Consider the following 17088-nt stretch of genomic DNA (forward strand, 5'->3'; position numbering starts at 1 on the left):
GCGATCGTGTCGATGCGGATGCCGCGCCACTCGAACGAGCAGAATGCAGGAAGACAAATGAAACTCCACGAAGGCACAAGAATTCCGGAGGGGCTGCCTGCCACGCAGCGCCATCTCGCCGCCTATGCGGCGAAGAAACATCTCCCTCCCAAGCTGCAGAAGATCCTTTCCCTGGCCGACTTCGAAGCCGCCGCGCGCAGCCATCTGCCACGGCCGTTGTTCGGCTACATTTCCGGCGCCGCCGAGGACGGCATATCCCTCAATGCCAATCGAAACGCATTCGAGCAGCTTAGATTTCTCCCCAAGGTCTTGATCGACGTATCCCATCGATCGCAAGACACCGCCATATTTGGCAAGACCTACGCATCTCCATTCGGCATTGCACCGGTGGGCATCAGCGCCATCTCGGCATATCGGGGCGACATCGCGCTGGCGCAGGCGGCGCAGGAGGAGAACATTCCGGCGATCATGAGTGGCTCGTCCCTGATTCCGATGGAAGCCGTCCATGCCGCTGCCCCCGGCACATGGTTTCAGGCCTATCTTCCCGGTGATACCTCGCGCATCGACGCGTTGATAGACAGAGTCGGCGCAGCAGGCTTCTCGACGCTCGTCATTACCGTCGACATCCCGGTATGGGCGAACCGCGAGAACAACGTACGGACGGGGTTCTCGTTGCCGTTGCGCCCCTCCCTCCGACTCGCAATGGACGGACTGGCCCACCCCCGCTGGCTCGCTGGAACCTTCTTGCGAACCCTCATCGCTCATGGCATGCCCCATTTCGAGAACTCCTTCGCGACCCGCGGCGCGCCCATGCTCTCGGCTTCGGCAATACGTGACACGACTGGCCGGGACCACCTGTCCTGGGCGGACATTGCGCGGATCCGCCAGCGCTGGACCGGAAACCTGGTCATCAAAGGCATTCTTCATGCTGACGATGCCAGGCACGCCGTTTCGCTTGGTGCGGATGGCATCATCGTCTCGAACCACGGTGGACGCCAACTGGATGGCGCAGTCGAACCCCTGCACGTACTGCCGCATATCTGCGATGCGGTCGGAGACCAGACGGTCGTGATGATGGACAGTGGCATCCGGCGAGGTGGCGATGTCCTCAAGGCGCTGGCGCTGGGCGCTCGCTTCGTCTTCCTGGGTCGACCATTCATGTATGCAGCGGTTGTCGGTGGCATACATGGTGTAAGACATGCTATCAGCCTGCTCAGGGAGGAAGTCGATAGGAACATGGCTATGCTCGGCACGCCAACGATTGCGCAGGTTCATCGCGACGTGCTTGCCTGAGCCTAACATGGGGTCGCGCAGACCGCGTGGCCCTTCGTACGCTACTCGATGCGTAGTGAGGCGGCCGGCTTGAACCGCCGACCGCCCCGCGCCACCATCACGACAGCGTGTAGGCCGTCTTGACCGCAGTGTAGAACTCGCGCGCATAAGTACCCTGCTCGCGTGCCCCGTAGCTGGATCCTTTGCGACCCCCGAAAGGCGAGTGGTAGTCGACCCCGGCAGTCGGAACGTTGACCATCACCATTCCTGCGACCGAGCGCCGTTTGAAGTCAGTCGCATACTTCAGGGAGTTTGTGCAGATGCCGGACGACAGCCCAAAGTCGGTGTCATTGGCCACGGCCAAAGCTTCCTCATAGTCTTTGACTCGAATCACCGTCGCAACAGGGCCAAAGATTTCCTCGCGATTGACACGCATATCATTGCGTGTCTCCGTGATCAGTGCCGGAGAAAGATAGAAGCCTGGGGTGTCGCGCTCAAGACGTTCGCCACCAGAAACCAGGCGCCCGCCCTCCGAAACTCCCAGGTCGATGTATTGGCAGTCCTGTTCAAGCTGATCCTGCGACGCCACCGGCCCGATATCGGTCCCGTCTTTCAACGCATGGCCGATGCGAAGTTCGGACATGCGCCTTGTCATCGCCGCCACGAAGGCATCGTGGATACCCTCCTGCACCACGAGGCGGCTGGACCCTGTGCAGCGCTGCCCGGTCGAGTAGAACGACCCCTGAATGGCGACGGAGACCGCAACGTCCAGGTTGGCATCATCGAGAATCACCAGCGGGTTCTTGCCGCCCATTTCCATTTGCACCTTTGCGCCACGCTGAACACACGTGACTCCGAGGTGCCGGCCCGTATCGACCGAGCCCGTGAAGCTGACGGCCCTGACCTTTCGCGAAGCTGCGATGGCCTGACCAACACTGGAACCAGGTCCCATGACCAGATTGAAAACGCCCGCGGGCAGTTTTCCTGCGCGGACGATAATTTCCGCCAACGCCCAGGCGCTTCCGGGCACCAGATCGGCGGGCTTGAATACGACGGTGTTGCCGTAGGCCAGCGCGGGAGCAATTTTCCAGGCCGGAATAGCAAGCGGGAAGTTCCAGGGTGTAATGATCCCCACAACGCCCTCGGGTTCGCGCGTCACTTCGACGTCGACACACGGGCGAATGACCGGCAGTTTTTCTCCGCTGACGCGCAACGCTTCGCCTGCAAAGAACTTGAAGATGCGACCAGCACGCACTGCTTCGGCAACGCCTTCGCCACGGGTCTTTCCCTCCTCGCGCGACAATAGTTCCCCCAACGCTTCGCACCGAGCCAGGAGCTCCGTGCCAACTCGATCGAGCGCATCGGCTCTTTGCTCTGCCGTCCACCTTTCCCAAACGCCTCGGACGTCAAAGGCGGCGTCAATGGCTTGCTCGGCTTGCTTGGCGTCGGCGCGGGTGTAGGCACCAATTACGTCGTCGGTATCAGAGGGGTTGATGTTCTGGCCGGTTCTCGGGCCTTCGACCCACTCGCCGCCGATGTAGTTTCTGTGAATGGATGTCGTCATATCAGTGATTCAGTAGGCTGCCTCGTACAGGGCCAGCGCCTGGTCGTATTCGATCTCGCGGGGATTGTGGACCAGTAGGCGCCGAATATTCATCACGTCCCGGGCCAGCATCGGGATGTCCTCCCCCCTTACCTTCACCTCGCGCAGGCTGTGCGCATACGGCATGTCGGAGACCAGTTTGCAGATGGCGTCGACAAAGTTTCTCGCAGCGTAGGTGTCGGTGGTCGATTCGAGTTCCGGCAGCAATGCGCGTCCCATCCGCGCGTAGATGGCGCTTGCCGATTCGAGATTGAATCGCAGCACATGGGGCAGCATTAGCGAGTTGGAGAGCCCGTGCGGCACGTGGTAGTGAACCCCGAGCGGATAAGCTAGTGCATGGACGGCACCGACGGAGGAATTGGCGAAGGCCATGCCGGCAAAAAGGGAGCCGAGCAACATTTGTTCCCGAACATCGAGGTTCTTGCCGTCGTGGATCGCCAGCGGAAGATTGCGGTAGAGCATCTTCAACGCCTCTATCGCCAGCGCATCCGACAACGGGTTCTTCTTCAGATGCGTGGTGAGGGTCTCGATGGCATGAACCATGGCATCCACGCCGGTCATGGCCGTCACCGCCGGTGGCAAGCCGACGGTCAATTCGCAATCGAGCAGCGCGAGATCCGGCAGGAGCAGCCCTGCGACAATCGGCTTCTTCTCATGCGTGGGTGTAGTCACCACGGAAATCGGCGTAACTTCGGAACCAGTGCCCGCCGTGGTCGGGATCTGGATCAGCGGCAGCCGGGGCCCGCGCGCCAGACCCACACCGTAGATCTCGTCCATCGCCTGAGGGGTACGGGCGAGCAAGGCCACCAGCTTGGCCGTATCGAGCGAACTGCCCCCACCGAAGCCGATCACGCCATCGGCGCCGGCCTGCCTCGCGCTGTCGGCGGCATTAATGATGGTGGCCTCTGGCGGATCGGCCAGCACATCAGCGTATACCGTGACCTCCACTGACGCGTCTCGTAGTGCCTCGATAGCCGATGTCGTCAGACCGGCCTTATGTAGTCCGCCGTCCGTGACCAGGAAGGCGTGCCGCATTCCGTGTTCGCGGGCCAATGTGCCAAGATGACGGATTGCGCCGCGCTGACACGTAATCTTTGGGGTGGTGTGGAAATCAAATTGACTCATGTTTGGGTTTCTCCTCGGCATCTCAGTGGACCCTCAACGGCTTCGGTAAGCCAACATGCGCCCGCCATGTTCTGCGTCAAGCGCCGCATGCGAAGGCGGCATTCCGACTGGCGCAATGCATGGTGAGATGCGACCGCAGGGTGATGTGCCACGTGAATGCGGTGCCGTCTGATCAAGACCAGACAGCACCGCCCGCGGGGCAAAGCGGATTGACCTGGCGCTGCTCACGCCAGGCAGACTTGCCGACTTACCTGGCCGGCTCAGCTCGACAGCACAAAGCCTTCATAGCCGTTCCGGGCGTTCTCTTCGCACTTCTCCAGATACAAAGGCAGGCCACCCGGGTAGTTGAGCATCTCGCGCTTCTTGCCAGGAATGTTGGCGCCCATGTACCACGAGTCGGTCTGGACGAACAGCGACTTGGATGCCACGTCATTCACGTGCTCGGCCCAGGATTCGTCGGCTTCCGTCGTCGACTCGATGCGCTGGTATCCGTTGTCCCGCAGGTGCTCGAGACACTGAATGACCACATCGCCCTGTATTTCGGCAGCGGTCGGCCCGTTCAGGAAGCCTGTGGGAGCATGGGGGCCATACACGAAAAGCAGGTTCGGGAAACCAGCGGTTGCCAGGCCCAGGTTAGCGCGAATGCCGTCTTTCCAGCGATCATTGAGCGTCGAACCATCGGTGCCGCGAATATCGATGCTCAGGATGCCGCCGGTGACCGCATCGAAGCCGGTGCCGAGGACAAGAATATCGAGCTCGTGCTCCGCCCCGTCGTTCATGACCACCGCCGTCGGTGTGACGTGGTGGATGGGGTTCTCGCGAATGTCCACCAGTGTGACGTTAGTCTGGTTGAAGACCTCGTAGTAGCCGTTTTCCAGGCACGGCCGCTTGGTGCCAAATGGATAGGGTGCGGTGTCGGGAGCCATCTTACTGGCGATTTCCGGGTCGTTGATGCGCGCACGCGTCTTGTCCCGCCAGAAGGCGTACGCCGTGTCGTTGGCCTCCTTGTTTGACAGCACGTCGTTGAACGTCGCCAACCATGGGTGGAATCCCGCTTTCGCCCAGACCGCCTCATAGGTTGCCTGACGCTCCTCCGGCGACACTTCCATGGCGCCTACAGGCAGGAAGTCCATATCGAATCCGGCGAATGTCCGTCGACGCAAGGCATATCGTTCGGGATAGGCTTCCTTCATCCTCGCTTGCATCTCGGAATTGGTTTGGCGAGGCCCCATCGGCAATGCCATGTTCATGGTGCGCTGGAAGACGGTCAGGTGGGATGCTGTCTTGGCCGCCTCCTGAATAACCTGCACCGCACTAGCACCGGTACCGATGACACCCACGCGCTTGCCCTTGAAGTCCAGCCCCTCCTGCGGCCAGACGCCGGTATGCGGCTTCGGACCGGAAAAGGACTCCAGACCATCGATCTTCGGAATATACGGCTTCGCGGCAAAGCCCGTGCACAGGATCACATAGCGGCCCTGGAACTGCTCGCCGCCGGTCGTCTCCAGCGTCCACTGCTTCTTTGCCTCATCAAAGTTTGCAGATGCCACGCGCGCGTTGAATTGCATGTCCTTGCGCACATGCCATTTGGAATCGACATAGTGGAAGTACTCGCGCAGCTCTTCCCAACCCGGGAAGAGTTCCTTCCAGGTCCAGTCCTTCCACAGGGTCTCATCGGAAAATTCGTAGATCGGGACCTGAGTGTCCACCCGGGCGCCCGGGTAGCAGTTCCAGTACCAGATCCCACCGATGTCCGGCGCGGCTTCAAGCAGGCGCACCTTGAAGCCGCGCTTGCGAAGGTTGTAGAGCTGGTAGACGCCCGAGAAGCCTGCGCCCACGATCAGGACGTCATAGTGGTCGCCCGCTGCATGACTGGCGGAAGGAGTCGTTGCTGAGGAAATAGCGCTGTTCATGATGAAATCTTCGTATAAGGCGATTGTCGAAAGTTCGTGGTTGGCGTTATCCATTCATGCCAATCCGATGCGGGGGCGCACCCACTGCGCCATCCTCTGGATGACGTCATCCGCTTCGGGCGCCACGCCGGCCAGGAACTGGAAGACGTGCTGCATATCGTCGTAGCAATCGAACTTCACCTCGACACCGGCCTGCTTTGCCTTCTCGACGATGCGAATGCTGTCATCGAGCAGCGTCTCCGCATTACCCACCGTCAGGTAGATCGGGGGATATCCGCTGTAGTCGGTGTAGAGCGGGTTCGCCAACGGGTCGTAGCGGTCTCCCTCCGGACCGATGAACAGCGGCCCCAGAAACTCCGTGGTGTCCTTCGACACAAAGGCATCCCGATGTGCGTTGGTCTCGTAGGTTTTCCCGGAGATATCCCAGCCCGCCCACGGCGAAATCGGCATGGTGGCCGCCGGCAGCGGAAGATCGCGCGCACGTGCTGACGCAATGGTTGTCAACGCAAGTGCGCCGCCTGCCGAATCCCCCACCAATGCAATATGCCGGGGCTTCAGGCCCTGATCCTTCAGGAGCCATTCATAAGCTGTCGTCATGTCATTGACCGGACCCGGGTGCGGATTCTCCGGAGCCCGGCCATAGTCGACAATCAGCGCCCGGCAGCCTACGGCCTTGGCAATGTGGGCGAACATCTTCCTGTGCGTGTACATCGATCCGACGACATAGCCACCTCCGTGCGAGCAGAGCAGTGCGCGGTCCGGATCGCACCCTTTGGGAATGGCCCACATTGCCGGCACGCCTGCGGCATTGACTTCGATGTAGTCGACACCACCAGGTTCGGCGGTGACATCGCCCCAATGGGAGAACAGTTGTCGCACTTCTTCCAGCGACATGTCGGGCTTCTCGCTCATTGTCTTGACCCAACCTGCATACAAGGTCTTGAGCGCTTCAGATTCAACGCTAGCCATACGTCTCCTTTCAGTCTTGTGAGTAGTAGTCAGTTCCCTTTGCATCGGGTCGGCGCGTCGCGAACCGCCGCCCCCAGATGCATTGGTGTTACCTGTAGATGCGACATCACGGGCAAACCTCATAGATCAAGTTCTGTGCCACCCGGTTTTGGCACAGAAAGCAAGGGTTTTCCCTGTGAAAATGCGCTGATTTCAAGTGGACGTGCCGCATCTGTCCGAGGCCGGTCGGACAAAAATGTCTCGCGAGTCTTGGGACAGGACACGCCGGCTTTGGAGCGAGTGGACTTGCTAGCGGCATGGCTGGCGCACGACCGCAGGTTGCAGGCCTCATCGCAGTGGATCGTGTGGACGCCCGCCTGGAAACGAGAAGTCGATGGGTGCCGATTTCGTGCTGGATCCGACGAAACGCAATGTGGTGCGCGACGTCATGGAGCCGAAGCAAGGCGCTGGCCCGGTCGTCGTGCCCGGGCGGCTAGGAGCGCATGTGCCGAATGCGCAATGTCGTTTTCAGCCAGCGCATCTGGCTTCCTTGCCTCGTCACGCACAAGTACTCGCTGGACGATGTGGTGGTGCACACGAGTTTGCCCGCAGCTTCACCCGGCTGCGACAAAGCCTGGCGAATCGTCCCCCTTTCTTCCCAAACGGAGTTGTGTAATGATCTAAAGATAAAGAAAAGGCTGCCTGGAAAGGCCCGGTAACTGGTCTCGCACTTCAGACTGTGCAGCCAGAAGGAGACAAGCGGTGACTTCAAACCAAAGCCCCTACTTCGGCTTCGACAAAGATGCCCGTGGCGTGCGAAGCCTGTGGGAACGCTTCAATGCAGGGCTGATCGATATCAGCGACCGGCGGCCGCCCTACCAGCAGTTTCTGCTCAACGAATGGCAACGCTGCACCACGCTCGGCGTCGACGTTGCGTTAACGGTAGCCCAGCGACTCAACGAGGAAGAGTTCCGGCAGCGTCTCCAGTCGGGCCAGCGCCTGCTGAACGCCTCTGTGCCAGTCATCCAGGATGTAGGGCATTTTCTCGATGAGATTCCCGGCCTGATCATCCTTACTGAAGCCACGGGATGTGTCCTGCATATCACGGGCGCTCCCAGGATCCGCGAACAGGCTGCCACTCGCTCGGGCATTGTGGAGGGCTCCAAATGGAACGAGGCTTCCGCAGGCACGAACGGAATGGGCACCGCGCTTGCCACGGGGCAGCCAGTCCATGTCTTTGCCACGGAACATTTTTGCGAAGGCTGGCATTCGTGGTCGTGCGCCGCGGCGCCGATATTCGACATTGACGGGCGCACCGTCCTTGGTGTCGTTGACTTCACTATTGAAGAATCCGCCTTCCGCGACCAGGCATTGGCATTGACTGTGTCGATGGCCAACTCGATTCAAGCGCGCATGGTCATGTACAGGGAACTGGAGCGTAGCCGGCTGATCTCAGCGTTCGGCGAAACGGCGCGCCGCTACCCTCACGACGAAATGTTAGCGCTGGATCACGTCGGACGCGTGGTTGCTCACTCGCCAACCGATCGCTGCAGCAAGATCGTCGCAGCCTGGGGGGCGGGATCGCTGCAGGTCACGCCGGTCAGGCAAACGATCGACGTTTCTTCGCCTGAATCCGGCGAGAGAATTGGCGCGATTATCCTGCTGGCCAGCGAGCCGCAAATCCGCTTGCCTACTTCCGAACGCGCGCCCTTTCCGCAAAGCGATGCGGATCCCGTCAGGCGGTTCGGCCAGTTCCTGACCCGCGACCCGGAAACCCGGCGCATGCTGGACGAACTCCAGCGCGTGGCAACGACGGACGTCAATGTGCTGATCATTGGCGAAACCGGCACCGGCAAGGAATTGCTGGCGAGACATCTGCACGCGTGCAGTCACCGCTCCAATGAGCCCTATCTGCCAGTCAATTGCGGCGCCATCAGCGCGGAGTTGATGGAAAGTACGTTTTTTGGCTACGTGAGAGGCGCGTTTTCCGGCGCCGATCCACGCGGCCGCGCCGGATACTTCGAATCAGCGAGGGGTGGCACCCTGTTTCTTGATGAGGTCGGCGAACTGCCGCTGGCAATGCAGGCCGGCCTGCTTCGGGTATTGGAAGATGGCTCGTACCAACGGGTCGGTTCGTGCGAATCGCAGCGCGCACAGTGTCGGATCATCGCGGCTACCCACCGGAATCTGGAGCAGTTGGTCGCCGAGGGACAATTCCGCCAGGACCTCTACTTTCGCCTGAAGATCGTGCAGAAGACCGTCAAGCCACTGAGGGCGCGCCCTTGCGATATCCCCCCTTTGATCGAACAGTTTGTCGGCGCCATGCGCGAGAAGCACAGGATCGCTGCCGTCGACATCACGCCAGAAGCCCGCGCGGCACTCGAACGCTACACTTGGCCAGGCAACGCCCGCGAGGTGCGCAATGTCATCGAGGCGGCGCTGCTGTGTTCTGAAGGGCCCATCGATATTTCCTGCCTGCCGCCTGAAGTCACGCAACCACCTCAGCAAACCGAGAGGCTAGAAGCCGGCCCGAAACCGCCACCAACGGACAACCTGTCTTCCATGCAGGATTATGAGCGTCAACTGATCATCGGGATGCTGCGCAAGTACCGGAAGGCCAACTACGCTGCCAAGGCGCTCGGCATCGCACGTTCCACGCTCTACCGAAAATTCGCCGAGCTCAATATCGATCCGGGTCAGTACACGTCGGGCCAGGACGATTAATTCGTACTGCATGCGTCCATATCACCCCAAGGTCAGGCTTGCAGACCGTTGAGACGCATCTTCCTTTCCCCTCGCCAAGCCAACTCGCGCGGCACATCTTCGCGTGATTGCGGCGTGCACCCCTTTCCCTTAAAGCTGTTCGGCTCTCTCACGCAGGCTCGCCTGTCACGGAAGACATTCGAAGGACAGCGGGGTCTCATCGATCGGTCGGATTTGTCCGGCGCATCTCGCCCGGACAGGGTGCAAGCCTGCTTCAACACAGCAATTAGACCCAATTTCCCCGGGAATACCTGCAAGCACCGTCTCAAGCGACGACGGCACGGAACTTGATCATGAATGCCGGCAATCAAGGCGCTGGTGCATCACCACCATGGATTGCACAGGGCTCGATCTGAAACACCAGCCTCACGTTCGGATCCGCTGACCACCATGTCAAGCCGCTTGCAACCCGGGAGGCGTCCACATACGCACTTCCGTAATGCGTGCGTATGACAAACTGGCTTAATCGGCAGACTATCGCACGGATGTCCTCTGGCTTGCCAAGCCAATGCCGGTGACCATGCCCTGGTTAGCTTTTCGGTGAAGAGGAACCGCCCGAAGTCCGGTGTACACGAACCGCCTCGGCAAGACTTTTAACGTAGTCGTCGGAAATGTCGTGCTCAACTAGGGATTCGTCGAGCTGCAGCAAATAGTCGCGATTGCTTCCAAGATGCCCATTTGCGGTCGCAATCATCGGAGCGGTTGTCGCGATCGACGAATCATCCTCGTACAAGGCGTGCGCCGTATCGGCGACAAACGTGATAGCGCTCACGGTCTTGCCATCGGCCAGCTTGACCTCCCCCCACGTCGGCTGATAAACACCGCCCACCATTTCTCGCACCCACACCATCATGAGTTCGTGAACCAATTCATCCTCTCTCAGCCTGAACGCCACACCAACCGACTCTCCGGCCAGCTCGAGCCCCAGCATGCGACCAGGGTGCGTGCTGGTTCCGCGTGCCGTGACGAGGCGAATGCAGAAGCTACGGTGCCAGCCATGCAGCGTCGCCCGTTGCTTCTCGGCAAAGTGGAATAGTGGATTCCAGATCAGCGAGCCGTATGCGAACACCCAGACCGGTTCCTCAGGTTGCGGACGTCGCGCCAGGGTTTCGCGCATTGAGGTTTCGATGCGCTCCCGGGACCAGCGGAATTGCTCCGGCAGATCCTGAAACGATTCCAGGTAAGCACCTGTGCTAATCAGCTCTCTTGTCAGCATGATTGGATTCCTGCCCAAGTCTGCACTGAATCACGCCATTCAATGCAGACGAAGGAGGCAAGTATTAACCGTTACGCCACTCGATTGCGCTCGTGTTCGCCTGTTCTCTTTGGCGGCTCCGAAGGCCCTGTTCGGTCCATTCCGGCAATCATTGTCGTTGAATTCATGGATGGCAGACTGCCGACGGCGGCCACTTCAATGCGCTCTAAAACCACAACACTAAAATTGGCAATTGCGAGTGCGCCAACTACAGCGAGAACAGCGGTCTTTGAAAATTTCTTCAGGTTGCTAAAATTCATGATCATTAATCTCGATTGCTCCCGGTACCAGGTCGATGAGGTGTTCCTCCTTTCCTGTTGAACGGAGGATCATTGCATCAGGCAGCATGCGCCGGGTAGTCGGTGTAGCCTTTGGCGGAACCGCCATACCAGTCTTCCGGGCTGGATTGTGCAAGCGGAATGTCGTGCTTCAGTCGCGACACCAGGTCCGGGTTGGCGATGAACGCACGGCCGAATGCAACCAGGTCTGTCGTGCCTTCGCTCACCAGTTGCTTTGCCTTTTCCGGACTGATACCGCCGTTGACAATCAGCGAGCCGGAGTACGCTGGCCGCACGATCTCGAGGATATTGGGCAAGTCTGGACGGTCGAACCAGCCATTGGTATCCGCGATGTGAACGTAAGCCACGCCAAGATCCTGAAGCATGGCTGCGACATATTGGTACGTGCCCACTGGATCGAGGTCACGCACATTGTTGTATGCCGCGAATGGGGAGATTCTCACCCCGATCCGATCTATCGGCATCACTCGCGAAACCTGCTCGATAATCTCGCGCAAGAAGCGGGCACGATTTTCGACGGAGCCTCCGTATTCGTCGTCCCGTTGGTTGGTCGTTGCGGACAAGAACTGATGTGGCAGATAGCCGTTGGCCGCATGGACTTCGACACCATCGAAGCCGGCAGTGCGCGCATTGGCGGCAGCATACCGATATTCCTGAATGGCGGCCTTCACCTCCTGCGTACTCATTGCGCGCGATGGGGTGGCATGGATCCTGGTGTATACGCCGTTCTGCAGTTTTCCCCAGACATGAAGCTGGTGCAGGTCATCGTTGACAGCCGAGGGAGAAACCGGCGCATTCCCGTTCAGGATCGCGAAAGAGCTCGCTCGACCGGTGTGCCAAAGTTGCGCTACGATGCGCCCGCCCGCCAGATGCAGGCTTTCCACGATGCGCCGCCACGCTTCGGTCTGCTCCGGGCTGTACAGGCCAGGCGATCCCTCGAAGGACTGGGAGTTGCGGGTCACATTGATCGCTTCGGAGATCAACAGCCCTGCACCGGCGCGCTGAACGTAGTACTGCTCCATCAATGCGGAAGGGACATCGTTTGCATCCGCTCTGGAGCGGGTCAGCGGCGCCATCACGACACGGTTGGCGAGCGGGATCGCGCCGAGTTGGTAGGAATCAAATAGGTTTGGCATGTGCGCTTTCTCCTGAAAAGACACGGGGTGTTCGGCGCGAAAGGAATACCCTGTTCGCTGCCTGAAAACGAAACGCCTCGATAAAGGCGAGCGTGGTGCAACGGGTAGCCATACTCGGCTGGCTTCCGCTCCTTATGCCGCCTTGCCTGGGCCGGACGACATCTCGGTGCGTCGGTTGATGGTGCGGTAGTCAGCTATTCAATGCTGCCCACCAACCCCGCTGTTGAATGACTGCAGTGTCAGGGATCTGATGTTGGTGATATAGAGGGATGGTGTCCCGGAATACGGGACAATGGATCCCTAATCGGCAGCTGGTTTGCGTTCCGGAACTATGACCCTTCCACACCGTTTAGCGCGCACCAGGTTCCACTTGGCAGGCGCGTCCAAGCATTCGTGTTTGAACTTGGTGGGGTGTTTAGACCTGATCGAGGCGCCGCTGTGAATCGTTGCCGATACGCTGAAGCGAAGAGCGAAACCGCAAGGCTGCCTGACGAAAGGCACGCACATGACCGACTGGGGAATCCTCATCGGCAATCGAGTGATGAGGATCGCCTGGTGTGAAGAAGGCCTGGTAAAGTCGGACCGGCAGAAACAATTCACTGGCGCAAAGCCGGAAGAACAGCCATACCAAGTTCTTCCACAACGCCCAAAAGAGGCCGCGGACCGGGGGCGAGATGCAGCATGGCGTGGGCGACACCATTGGCCTCCAGTCGCTTCAGATAATCGATCAATGCCCAGCGGCCAGTTCGCAGGCCCAGTTCGATAGGTACTGCCTCGGTCGAAGGGTCGTCGACCAGGTCCAGGTGTATGGACTGAACGAACGGCTTTGGCATACCAGGGGACCGTTCTCGTAGCGCGGATTGCCAGAGGCCAATGCGCCCCTGCTGGCGAACTTCCTCTCTGTGGTACGTGGCCCATGCGTCTGCATGGGCTGCGATCCATTGCAAGGTTTGCCGGGCTGAACCCACCGCCATCATCGGCACGCGAGCAGCCGGCGGCACAGCAAGATCGTAGCCATCGGTGGCGCTCAGCAAGGCGGCACGATCGGCCTGCGAAGGCGACAGCGCCGCCCTGACGATCGCCCATCGCGTCCGGAACGCTTCTGCCCTTTGTTCAGGGTCGAGGCCAAACGCCGCAAATTCGGCCTCCCTGTCACCGGAGCCTAAGCCCAGGATAAAGCGGCCCTGCGACAGCCGGTCCAGCGACAGGGCGGACTTCGCCAGGTGGATCGGGTGTCGCAGTGGAAGCACCGCTGCGGCCGTACCGAGTGCAATCGAACGGGTTACCCCGGCAAGGAATGACAACCACACGAACGGGTCATCCAGCGCCGCGGCTTCCATGGTGGATCCTTGCGGGATCATCAGAGGTACGTCGCGGGCCCAAAGCGCAGCGAACTGGAGGGCGTCGGCGCGTGCGGCCAGGCGCAGCTCAGACTCGATGTCGGCCATCTCACCGGGCTTGCGCCCGAGCGGGGTCATCAAGCCTACGGTCAATTGCCCGGCGGCAAGGGTGCGCTCATAAGCGTGATTGAGTAGGTCCATGGCTCGTTCCCGATCGTGACGTGGCTTTCGGTGCCCCCGATTTTGGCGCTACGCTCGACAACCGGAGACTCGGTGAAGCATAGGTGTGATTCGCGCACCTGGACAATATCTGTACGCGAGGCGCTCCCGCCGTTGCACGTGTCCAAATCAGACGCTGAACCAGCCCGGCACGTATGCCATCTGGCCAATCCGCCATGTCTCGCCATCGTCCTTGATCAGCTGTATGCGATAGTGCGCGCCGTAGAGCGGTTTGTTCTCCGGCGTTGTCGTCCGCCCGGGCATAACGCGTCCCAACAGGAGCGCCGCGCTGCTCCCGTCGGACTGGATCTCGACCTGCAGCGGCTCACCATAATGCTGCATCCACGGCCACGGCAGGCGGAACGCCTTGAGCGTTGCCATCAACTCGCGGCGCCCTTTCAGATGTCCCATGGGCGTCAGTTCAGCCTCGGCATCCTCGCTGAAGCATTGACCGAACAACACGAAATCGGCTTGATCCAGGGCCCAGGCATAGCGGAACCAAGCCTCGGCGGCCGCCTCCTCGTTGCTGGTGGCCAATTCCGACACCGGGATTCGATGCCACGGTGCATCCAGCTCGCTGACGACGACGGCAGGCGGATCGCCGGGCTGCCATGCCCTGTCGGTCGGCGGCAGCTGCCAGCCCGTCAGCCTGGCCGACTCGCCATGGACCCAATGGAGCTGGATCCTGATTTCGCGTATGCGCGCACGGCTTCCCTGGCTCTCGAAAGACAGGATCACCACGCCGCCGAACGCTACCGCTTCAGCGTTGCCGGCAGATTGCCGCGCCTCGCCATGAAAATAGGCGCTGACCATGCTCTCGCTCCCATATGCCCGAGGAACACGATTGGTCGCGGCGATATGCACGGCCTCCAGGCCTGGGAAGTCGCTGGCCAGCGCCCCAAGGACATCATGGGCTCCCCGGAAATGGCCACGGTGGCTGCTGAACAGCTCGACTGCATCGGCCAGCAGATCTTCCGCAGGCATCGACGGTCTTCCGGCCCACGTATCGCAGAAGGCAGCAAGCAGATCCAGAAGTTGATGACGTGTAACAGTGGACGACATTGATTTCTCCATTCAGTCGGCCCGGAAGTGGGGCAGGACAAATTCCGCCAGTTCCTCCAGCACCTCTGCCGCGGGCCGGCGCAAGGGCTTGAGGTTAAGCGCGACGTGGCTGACGCCCTGAGCCTGCTGCCTTCGCCACAGGGCGATCAAAGCGTTGCGGCCGGCGCGGATGCCGTTGCCGACGTACTGCAACGGGGCGTTGGGGTTCTCGGACAGGTCGAAGAACGCGGCATAGCCGTATGGCCGCAGCCACCCCTCCTCATGGCTGGCCCGCCAGCTTTCCAATAGCTGCGGCATCCGGTCGAGGTCGCTCAGGTGCCAGATCCAGCCATCGCTGTGCCTGGCGATCCAGCCGAGATCCTGGCGGGCCCGGCCGATCACCAGCATGGGCATGCGCCCACCCACCGGCTTCGGAATCAGATCGATCTCGCCGCGGAAGGTGCCGTAGTAGCTAGTGGCCGCGCGCGGAAAGGACTGCTCCGTAACCGTCTTGATCAGACCGAAGGCTTCGCGGAAGCGGTCCCCGCGGCTCTCGTAGTCCGCCCCGAACGCCGGATATTCGATGGCGCGGTCACCAGTTGAAAGCCCCAGCAGCAAGCGGCCTTGCAGCAGCTGATCAGCGGATGCGGCTTGTTTGGCGACGATGAGCGGGTCGCGCAGCGTCAGGATGATGCCGGCTGTGCCCAGCGCGATCTTTTTGGTGTGAGCAGCGAGAAAGCCCAGATACACCATCGGGTCCAGCATCTGCCCGGTATCCCCGAAGTTGGGGTCGTAGAAGGGAACATCGCGCATCCATAGCGCAGAAAATCCCGCCTCGTCAGCCATCGTGGCCAGGCGCTGATGGTCTTGCAGAGTGGGGAACGGCGACGATGGATAGCCCTCCAGGGGCATGATGAAGCCAAACGTCAGCCGGCCAGGCTGGAAGACCCGGCGGTATCCGGGGTGGGCCTGCAATTCCGCAGGCACTGGACCGATTGAAGGGTTATTCATAGTGATGACTCCGCTAAACGGCGAGCGGCACGCTCCGAGGTCTGCGTTGACCCAATGCCTTGGTAGCAACTCGGCCCGCCGCATTAGCCCGCATTGCTCTGCCTTGTGGACAGGTAGCAAGGATAAGGCGATGATTGGGGATTTGGATTCCCGTGTCAGGGAACGCTGATGCCCCGCTGTGGGTGTGAGGACACAACACCATGGAGCCCAACCGATTCGGCGACATCGCCGCGTTCGTGGCGGCAGTAAAGGCTGGCAGCTTTACCGCCGCCGCCGATTCGCTCAGCCTCACCCGTTCAGCCATTGGCAAGAGCATCGTGCGCCTGGAGGGGCGACTGGGCGTGCGCCTGCTCAACCGCACCACGCGCAAGCTGAGCCTGACTGACGAGGGCCTGGTGGTATATGAACGCTGGCGCCAGATCCTGGAAGACCTCGAGGAGGTGGATGCCACCATGGCACTGCGCCGCGGCAGGCCAACCGGCACCCTCAAGCTGACGGCACCCTTGTCCTTCGGACAGCGCCACATCCTGCCGGTCCTTGATGCCTACCTGAAGCAGTGGCCCGAGCTGCGTGCGGATATCTCGTTCACCGACCGCTTCGTGGACCTCATCGAAGAAGGCTTCGACATTGCCATCCGTATCGGCATCCCGAAGGATGACTCGCAGATCCTCACTCGCACGATTGCCGAGCAGCAGTTCCTCACGTGCGCCTCACCGGAGTATCTAGCCCGGCGTGGGGTGCCACAAGTTCCGCAGGACCTGGCCGGTCACGACACCATTGTCTTCCAGAGCGCGGAGCGGCCACGTCCGTGGCGCTTTGACACGCCTGAAGGCCACTATCTGTTTGATGGCCCGGGACGCCTGAGCATCGACAGTTCGGAGGCGATGCGCGAAGCGGCGCTGGCTGGCTTCGGCCTGGTCTGCCTGCCGTCCTATCTCACGGGCGCCGACGTTCGCGCGGGCACGCTGGTGGAAGTGCTTGGCGCGTATCGCACAACGCCTGACCCCATCCGGGTCGTTTATCCCAGCAAGCGCCACCTGTCGCCGCGCATCCGGGCGTTCATCGACCTGCTGGTGGCACGGTGGGAAGCTGGTGTGCCATGGGAGCCTGGTACACAGGCCAATACCTGACTCGCGCCACTTTGCTGAACAGCGGGCTGCAGG

13 protein-coding genes are annotated in these 17088 nt (G+C 60.7%); 3 read left to right on the forward strand and 10 right to left on the reverse strand.

Annotated elements, in window-relative coordinates; all coding sequences use genetic code 11:
- The first annotated feature begins 57 nt into the window (after nucleotides 1–57).
- Nucleotides 58–1293 carry an alpha-hydroxy acid oxidase gene (locus CTP10_RS38670; protein ID WP_058697580.1) on the forward strand — a complete coding sequence of 412 codons (1236 nt, stop codon included), beginning with the start codon at nucleotides 58–60 and terminating at the stop codon, nucleotides 1291–1293.
- Between the two features lie 97 nt (nucleotides 1294–1390).
- Here the strand turns inward: CTP10_RS38670 and CTP10_RS38675 are convergent, their stop codons facing one another.
- The 4 genes from CTP10_RS38675 to CTP10_RS38690 all read right to left on the reverse strand — a co-directional run bounded on the left by CTP10_RS38675 (nucleotide 1391) and on the right by CTP10_RS38690 (nucleotide 6882).
- Nucleotides 1391–2836, reverse strand: a complete 1446-nt coding sequence (locus CTP10_RS38675) for an aldehyde dehydrogenase family protein (RefSeq protein WP_058697579.1) — start codon at nucleotides 2834–2836, stop codon at nucleotides 1391–1393.
- 9 nt (nucleotides 2837–2845) lie between these two features.
- A complete protein-coding gene (locus tag CTP10_RS38680) occupies nucleotides 2846–4000 on the reverse strand; it encodes an iron-containing alcohol dehydrogenase (protein WP_116318645.1) in 1155 nt (384 codons plus the stop codon).
- A gap of 260 nt (nucleotides 4001–4260) precedes the next feature.
- Nucleotides 4261–5913, reverse strand: coding sequence for a flavin-containing monooxygenase (locus CTP10_RS38685; protein ID WP_081050244.1), 1653 nt, complete (start codon nucleotides 5911–5913; stop codon nucleotides 4261–4263).
- 54 nt (nucleotides 5914–5967) lie between these two features.
- Nucleotides 5968–6882 (reverse strand): alpha/beta hydrolase, encoded by a 915-nt coding sequence (locus CTP10_RS38690; RefSeq protein WP_058697577.1) that lies wholly within the window; start codon nucleotides 6880–6882, stop codon nucleotides 5968–5970.
- Between the two features lie 741 nt (nucleotides 6883–7623).
- Between CTP10_RS38690 and CTP10_RS38695 the strand changes: the two genes are divergently transcribed.
- Entirely contained in the window at nucleotides 7624–9585 is a 1962-nt protein-coding gene (locus tag CTP10_RS38695) for a sigma-54-dependent Fis family transcriptional regulator (RefSeq protein WP_058697576.1), read from the forward strand.
- A 568-nt stretch (nucleotides 9586–10153) separates the two neighbouring features.
- Here CTP10_RS38695 and CTP10_RS38700 read toward each other — a convergent pair.
- The 6 genes from CTP10_RS38700 to CTP10_RS38725 form a co-directional block, all read right to left on the reverse strand.
- Complete coding sequence (locus tag CTP10_RS38700) at nucleotides 10154–10840, reverse strand: gamma-glutamylcyclotransferase (protein WP_058697575.1); 687 nt, start codon at nucleotides 10838–10840, stop codon at nucleotides 10154–10156.
- Nucleotides 10841–10911: 71 nt separating this feature from the next.
- Complete coding sequence (locus CTP10_RS38705) at nucleotides 10912–11139, reverse strand: hypothetical protein (RefSeq protein ID WP_143010701.1); 228 nt, start codon at nucleotides 11137–11139, stop codon at nucleotides 10912–10914.
- Nucleotides 11140–11216: 77 nt separating this feature from the next.
- Entirely contained in the window at nucleotides 11217–12314 is a 1098-nt protein-coding gene (locus tag CTP10_RS38710) for an alkene reductase (protein ID WP_058697574.1), read from the reverse strand.
- 596 nt (nucleotides 12315–12910) lie between these two features.
- Complete coding sequence (locus CTP10_RS38715) at nucleotides 12911–13855, reverse strand: TIGR03571 family LLM class oxidoreductase (RefSeq protein WP_058697573.1); 945 nt, start codon at nucleotides 13853–13855, stop codon at nucleotides 12911–12913.
- Between the two features lie 147 nt (nucleotides 13856–14002).
- Entirely contained in the window at nucleotides 14003–14935 is a 933-nt protein-coding gene (locus tag CTP10_RS38720; protein WP_081050243.1) for a nuclear transport factor 2 family protein, read from the reverse strand.
- 12 nt (nucleotides 14936–14947) lie between these two features.
- A complete protein-coding gene (locus CTP10_RS38725; RefSeq protein WP_058697571.1) occupies nucleotides 14948–15925 on the reverse strand; it encodes an LLM class oxidoreductase in 978 nt (325 codons plus the stop codon).
- A gap of 200 nt (nucleotides 15926–16125) precedes the next feature.
- On the opposite strand from CTP10_RS38725, the gene CTP10_RS38730 reads away from it, so the two are divergent.
- Nucleotides 16126–17055, forward strand: a complete 930-nt coding sequence (locus CTP10_RS38730; protein WP_058697570.1) for a LysR family transcriptional regulator — start codon at nucleotides 16126–16128, stop codon at nucleotides 17053–17055.
- Nucleotides 17056–17088 lie beyond the last annotated feature (33 nt).

The sequence above is a fragment of the Cupriavidus sp. P-10 genome (assembly GCF_003402535.2).
Taxonomy (GTDB): Bacteria; Pseudomonadota; Gammaproteobacteria; order Burkholderiales; family Burkholderiaceae; genus Cupriavidus.

Coding starts and splice junctions, on each gene's coding strand:
- CTP10_RS38680 (WP_116318645.1), bottom strand. CDS start 4,000: ATGAGTCAATTTGATTTCCACACCACCCCAAAGATTACGTGTCAGCGC.
- CTP10_RS38690 (WP_058697577.1), bottom strand. CDS start 6,882: ATGGCTAGCGTTGAATCTGAAGCGCTCAAGACCTTGTATGCAGGTTGG.
- CTP10_RS38725 (WP_058697571.1), bottom strand. CDS start 15,925: ATGAATAACCCTTCAATCGGTCCAGTGCCTGCGGAATTGCAGGCCCAC.
- CTP10_RS38700 (WP_058697575.1), bottom strand. CDS start 10,840: ATGCTGACAAGAGAGCTGATTAGCACAGGTGCTTACCTGGAATCGTTT.
- CTP10_RS38720 (WP_081050243.1), bottom strand. CDS start 14,935: ATGTCGTCCACTGTTACACGTCATCAACTTCTGGATCTGCTTGCTGCC.
- CTP10_RS38705 (WP_143010701.1), bottom strand. CDS start 11,139: ATGAATTTTAGCAACCTGAAGAAATTTTCAAAGACCGCTGTTCTCGCT.
- CTP10_RS38670 (WP_058697580.1), top strand. CDS start 58: ATGAAACTCCACGAAGGCACAAGAATTCCGGAGGGGCTGCCTGCCACG.
- CTP10_RS38710 (WP_058697574.1), bottom strand. CDS start 12,314: ATGCCAAACCTATTTGATTCCTACCAACTCGGCGCGATCCCGCTCGCC.
- CTP10_RS38675 (WP_058697579.1), bottom strand. CDS start 2,836: ATGACGACATCCATTCACAGAAACTACATCGGCGGCGAGTGGGTCGAA.
- CTP10_RS38715 (WP_058697573.1), bottom strand. CDS start 13,855: ATGGACCTACTCAATCACGCTTATGAGCGCACCCTTGCCGCCGGGCAA.
- CTP10_RS38685 (WP_081050244.1), bottom strand. CDS start 5,913: ATGAACAGCGCTATTTCCTCAGCAACGACTCCTTCCGCCAGTCATGCA.
- CTP10_RS38730 (WP_058697570.1), top strand. CDS start 16,126: ATGGAGCCCAACCGATTCGGCGACATCGCCGCGTTCGTGGCGGCAGTA.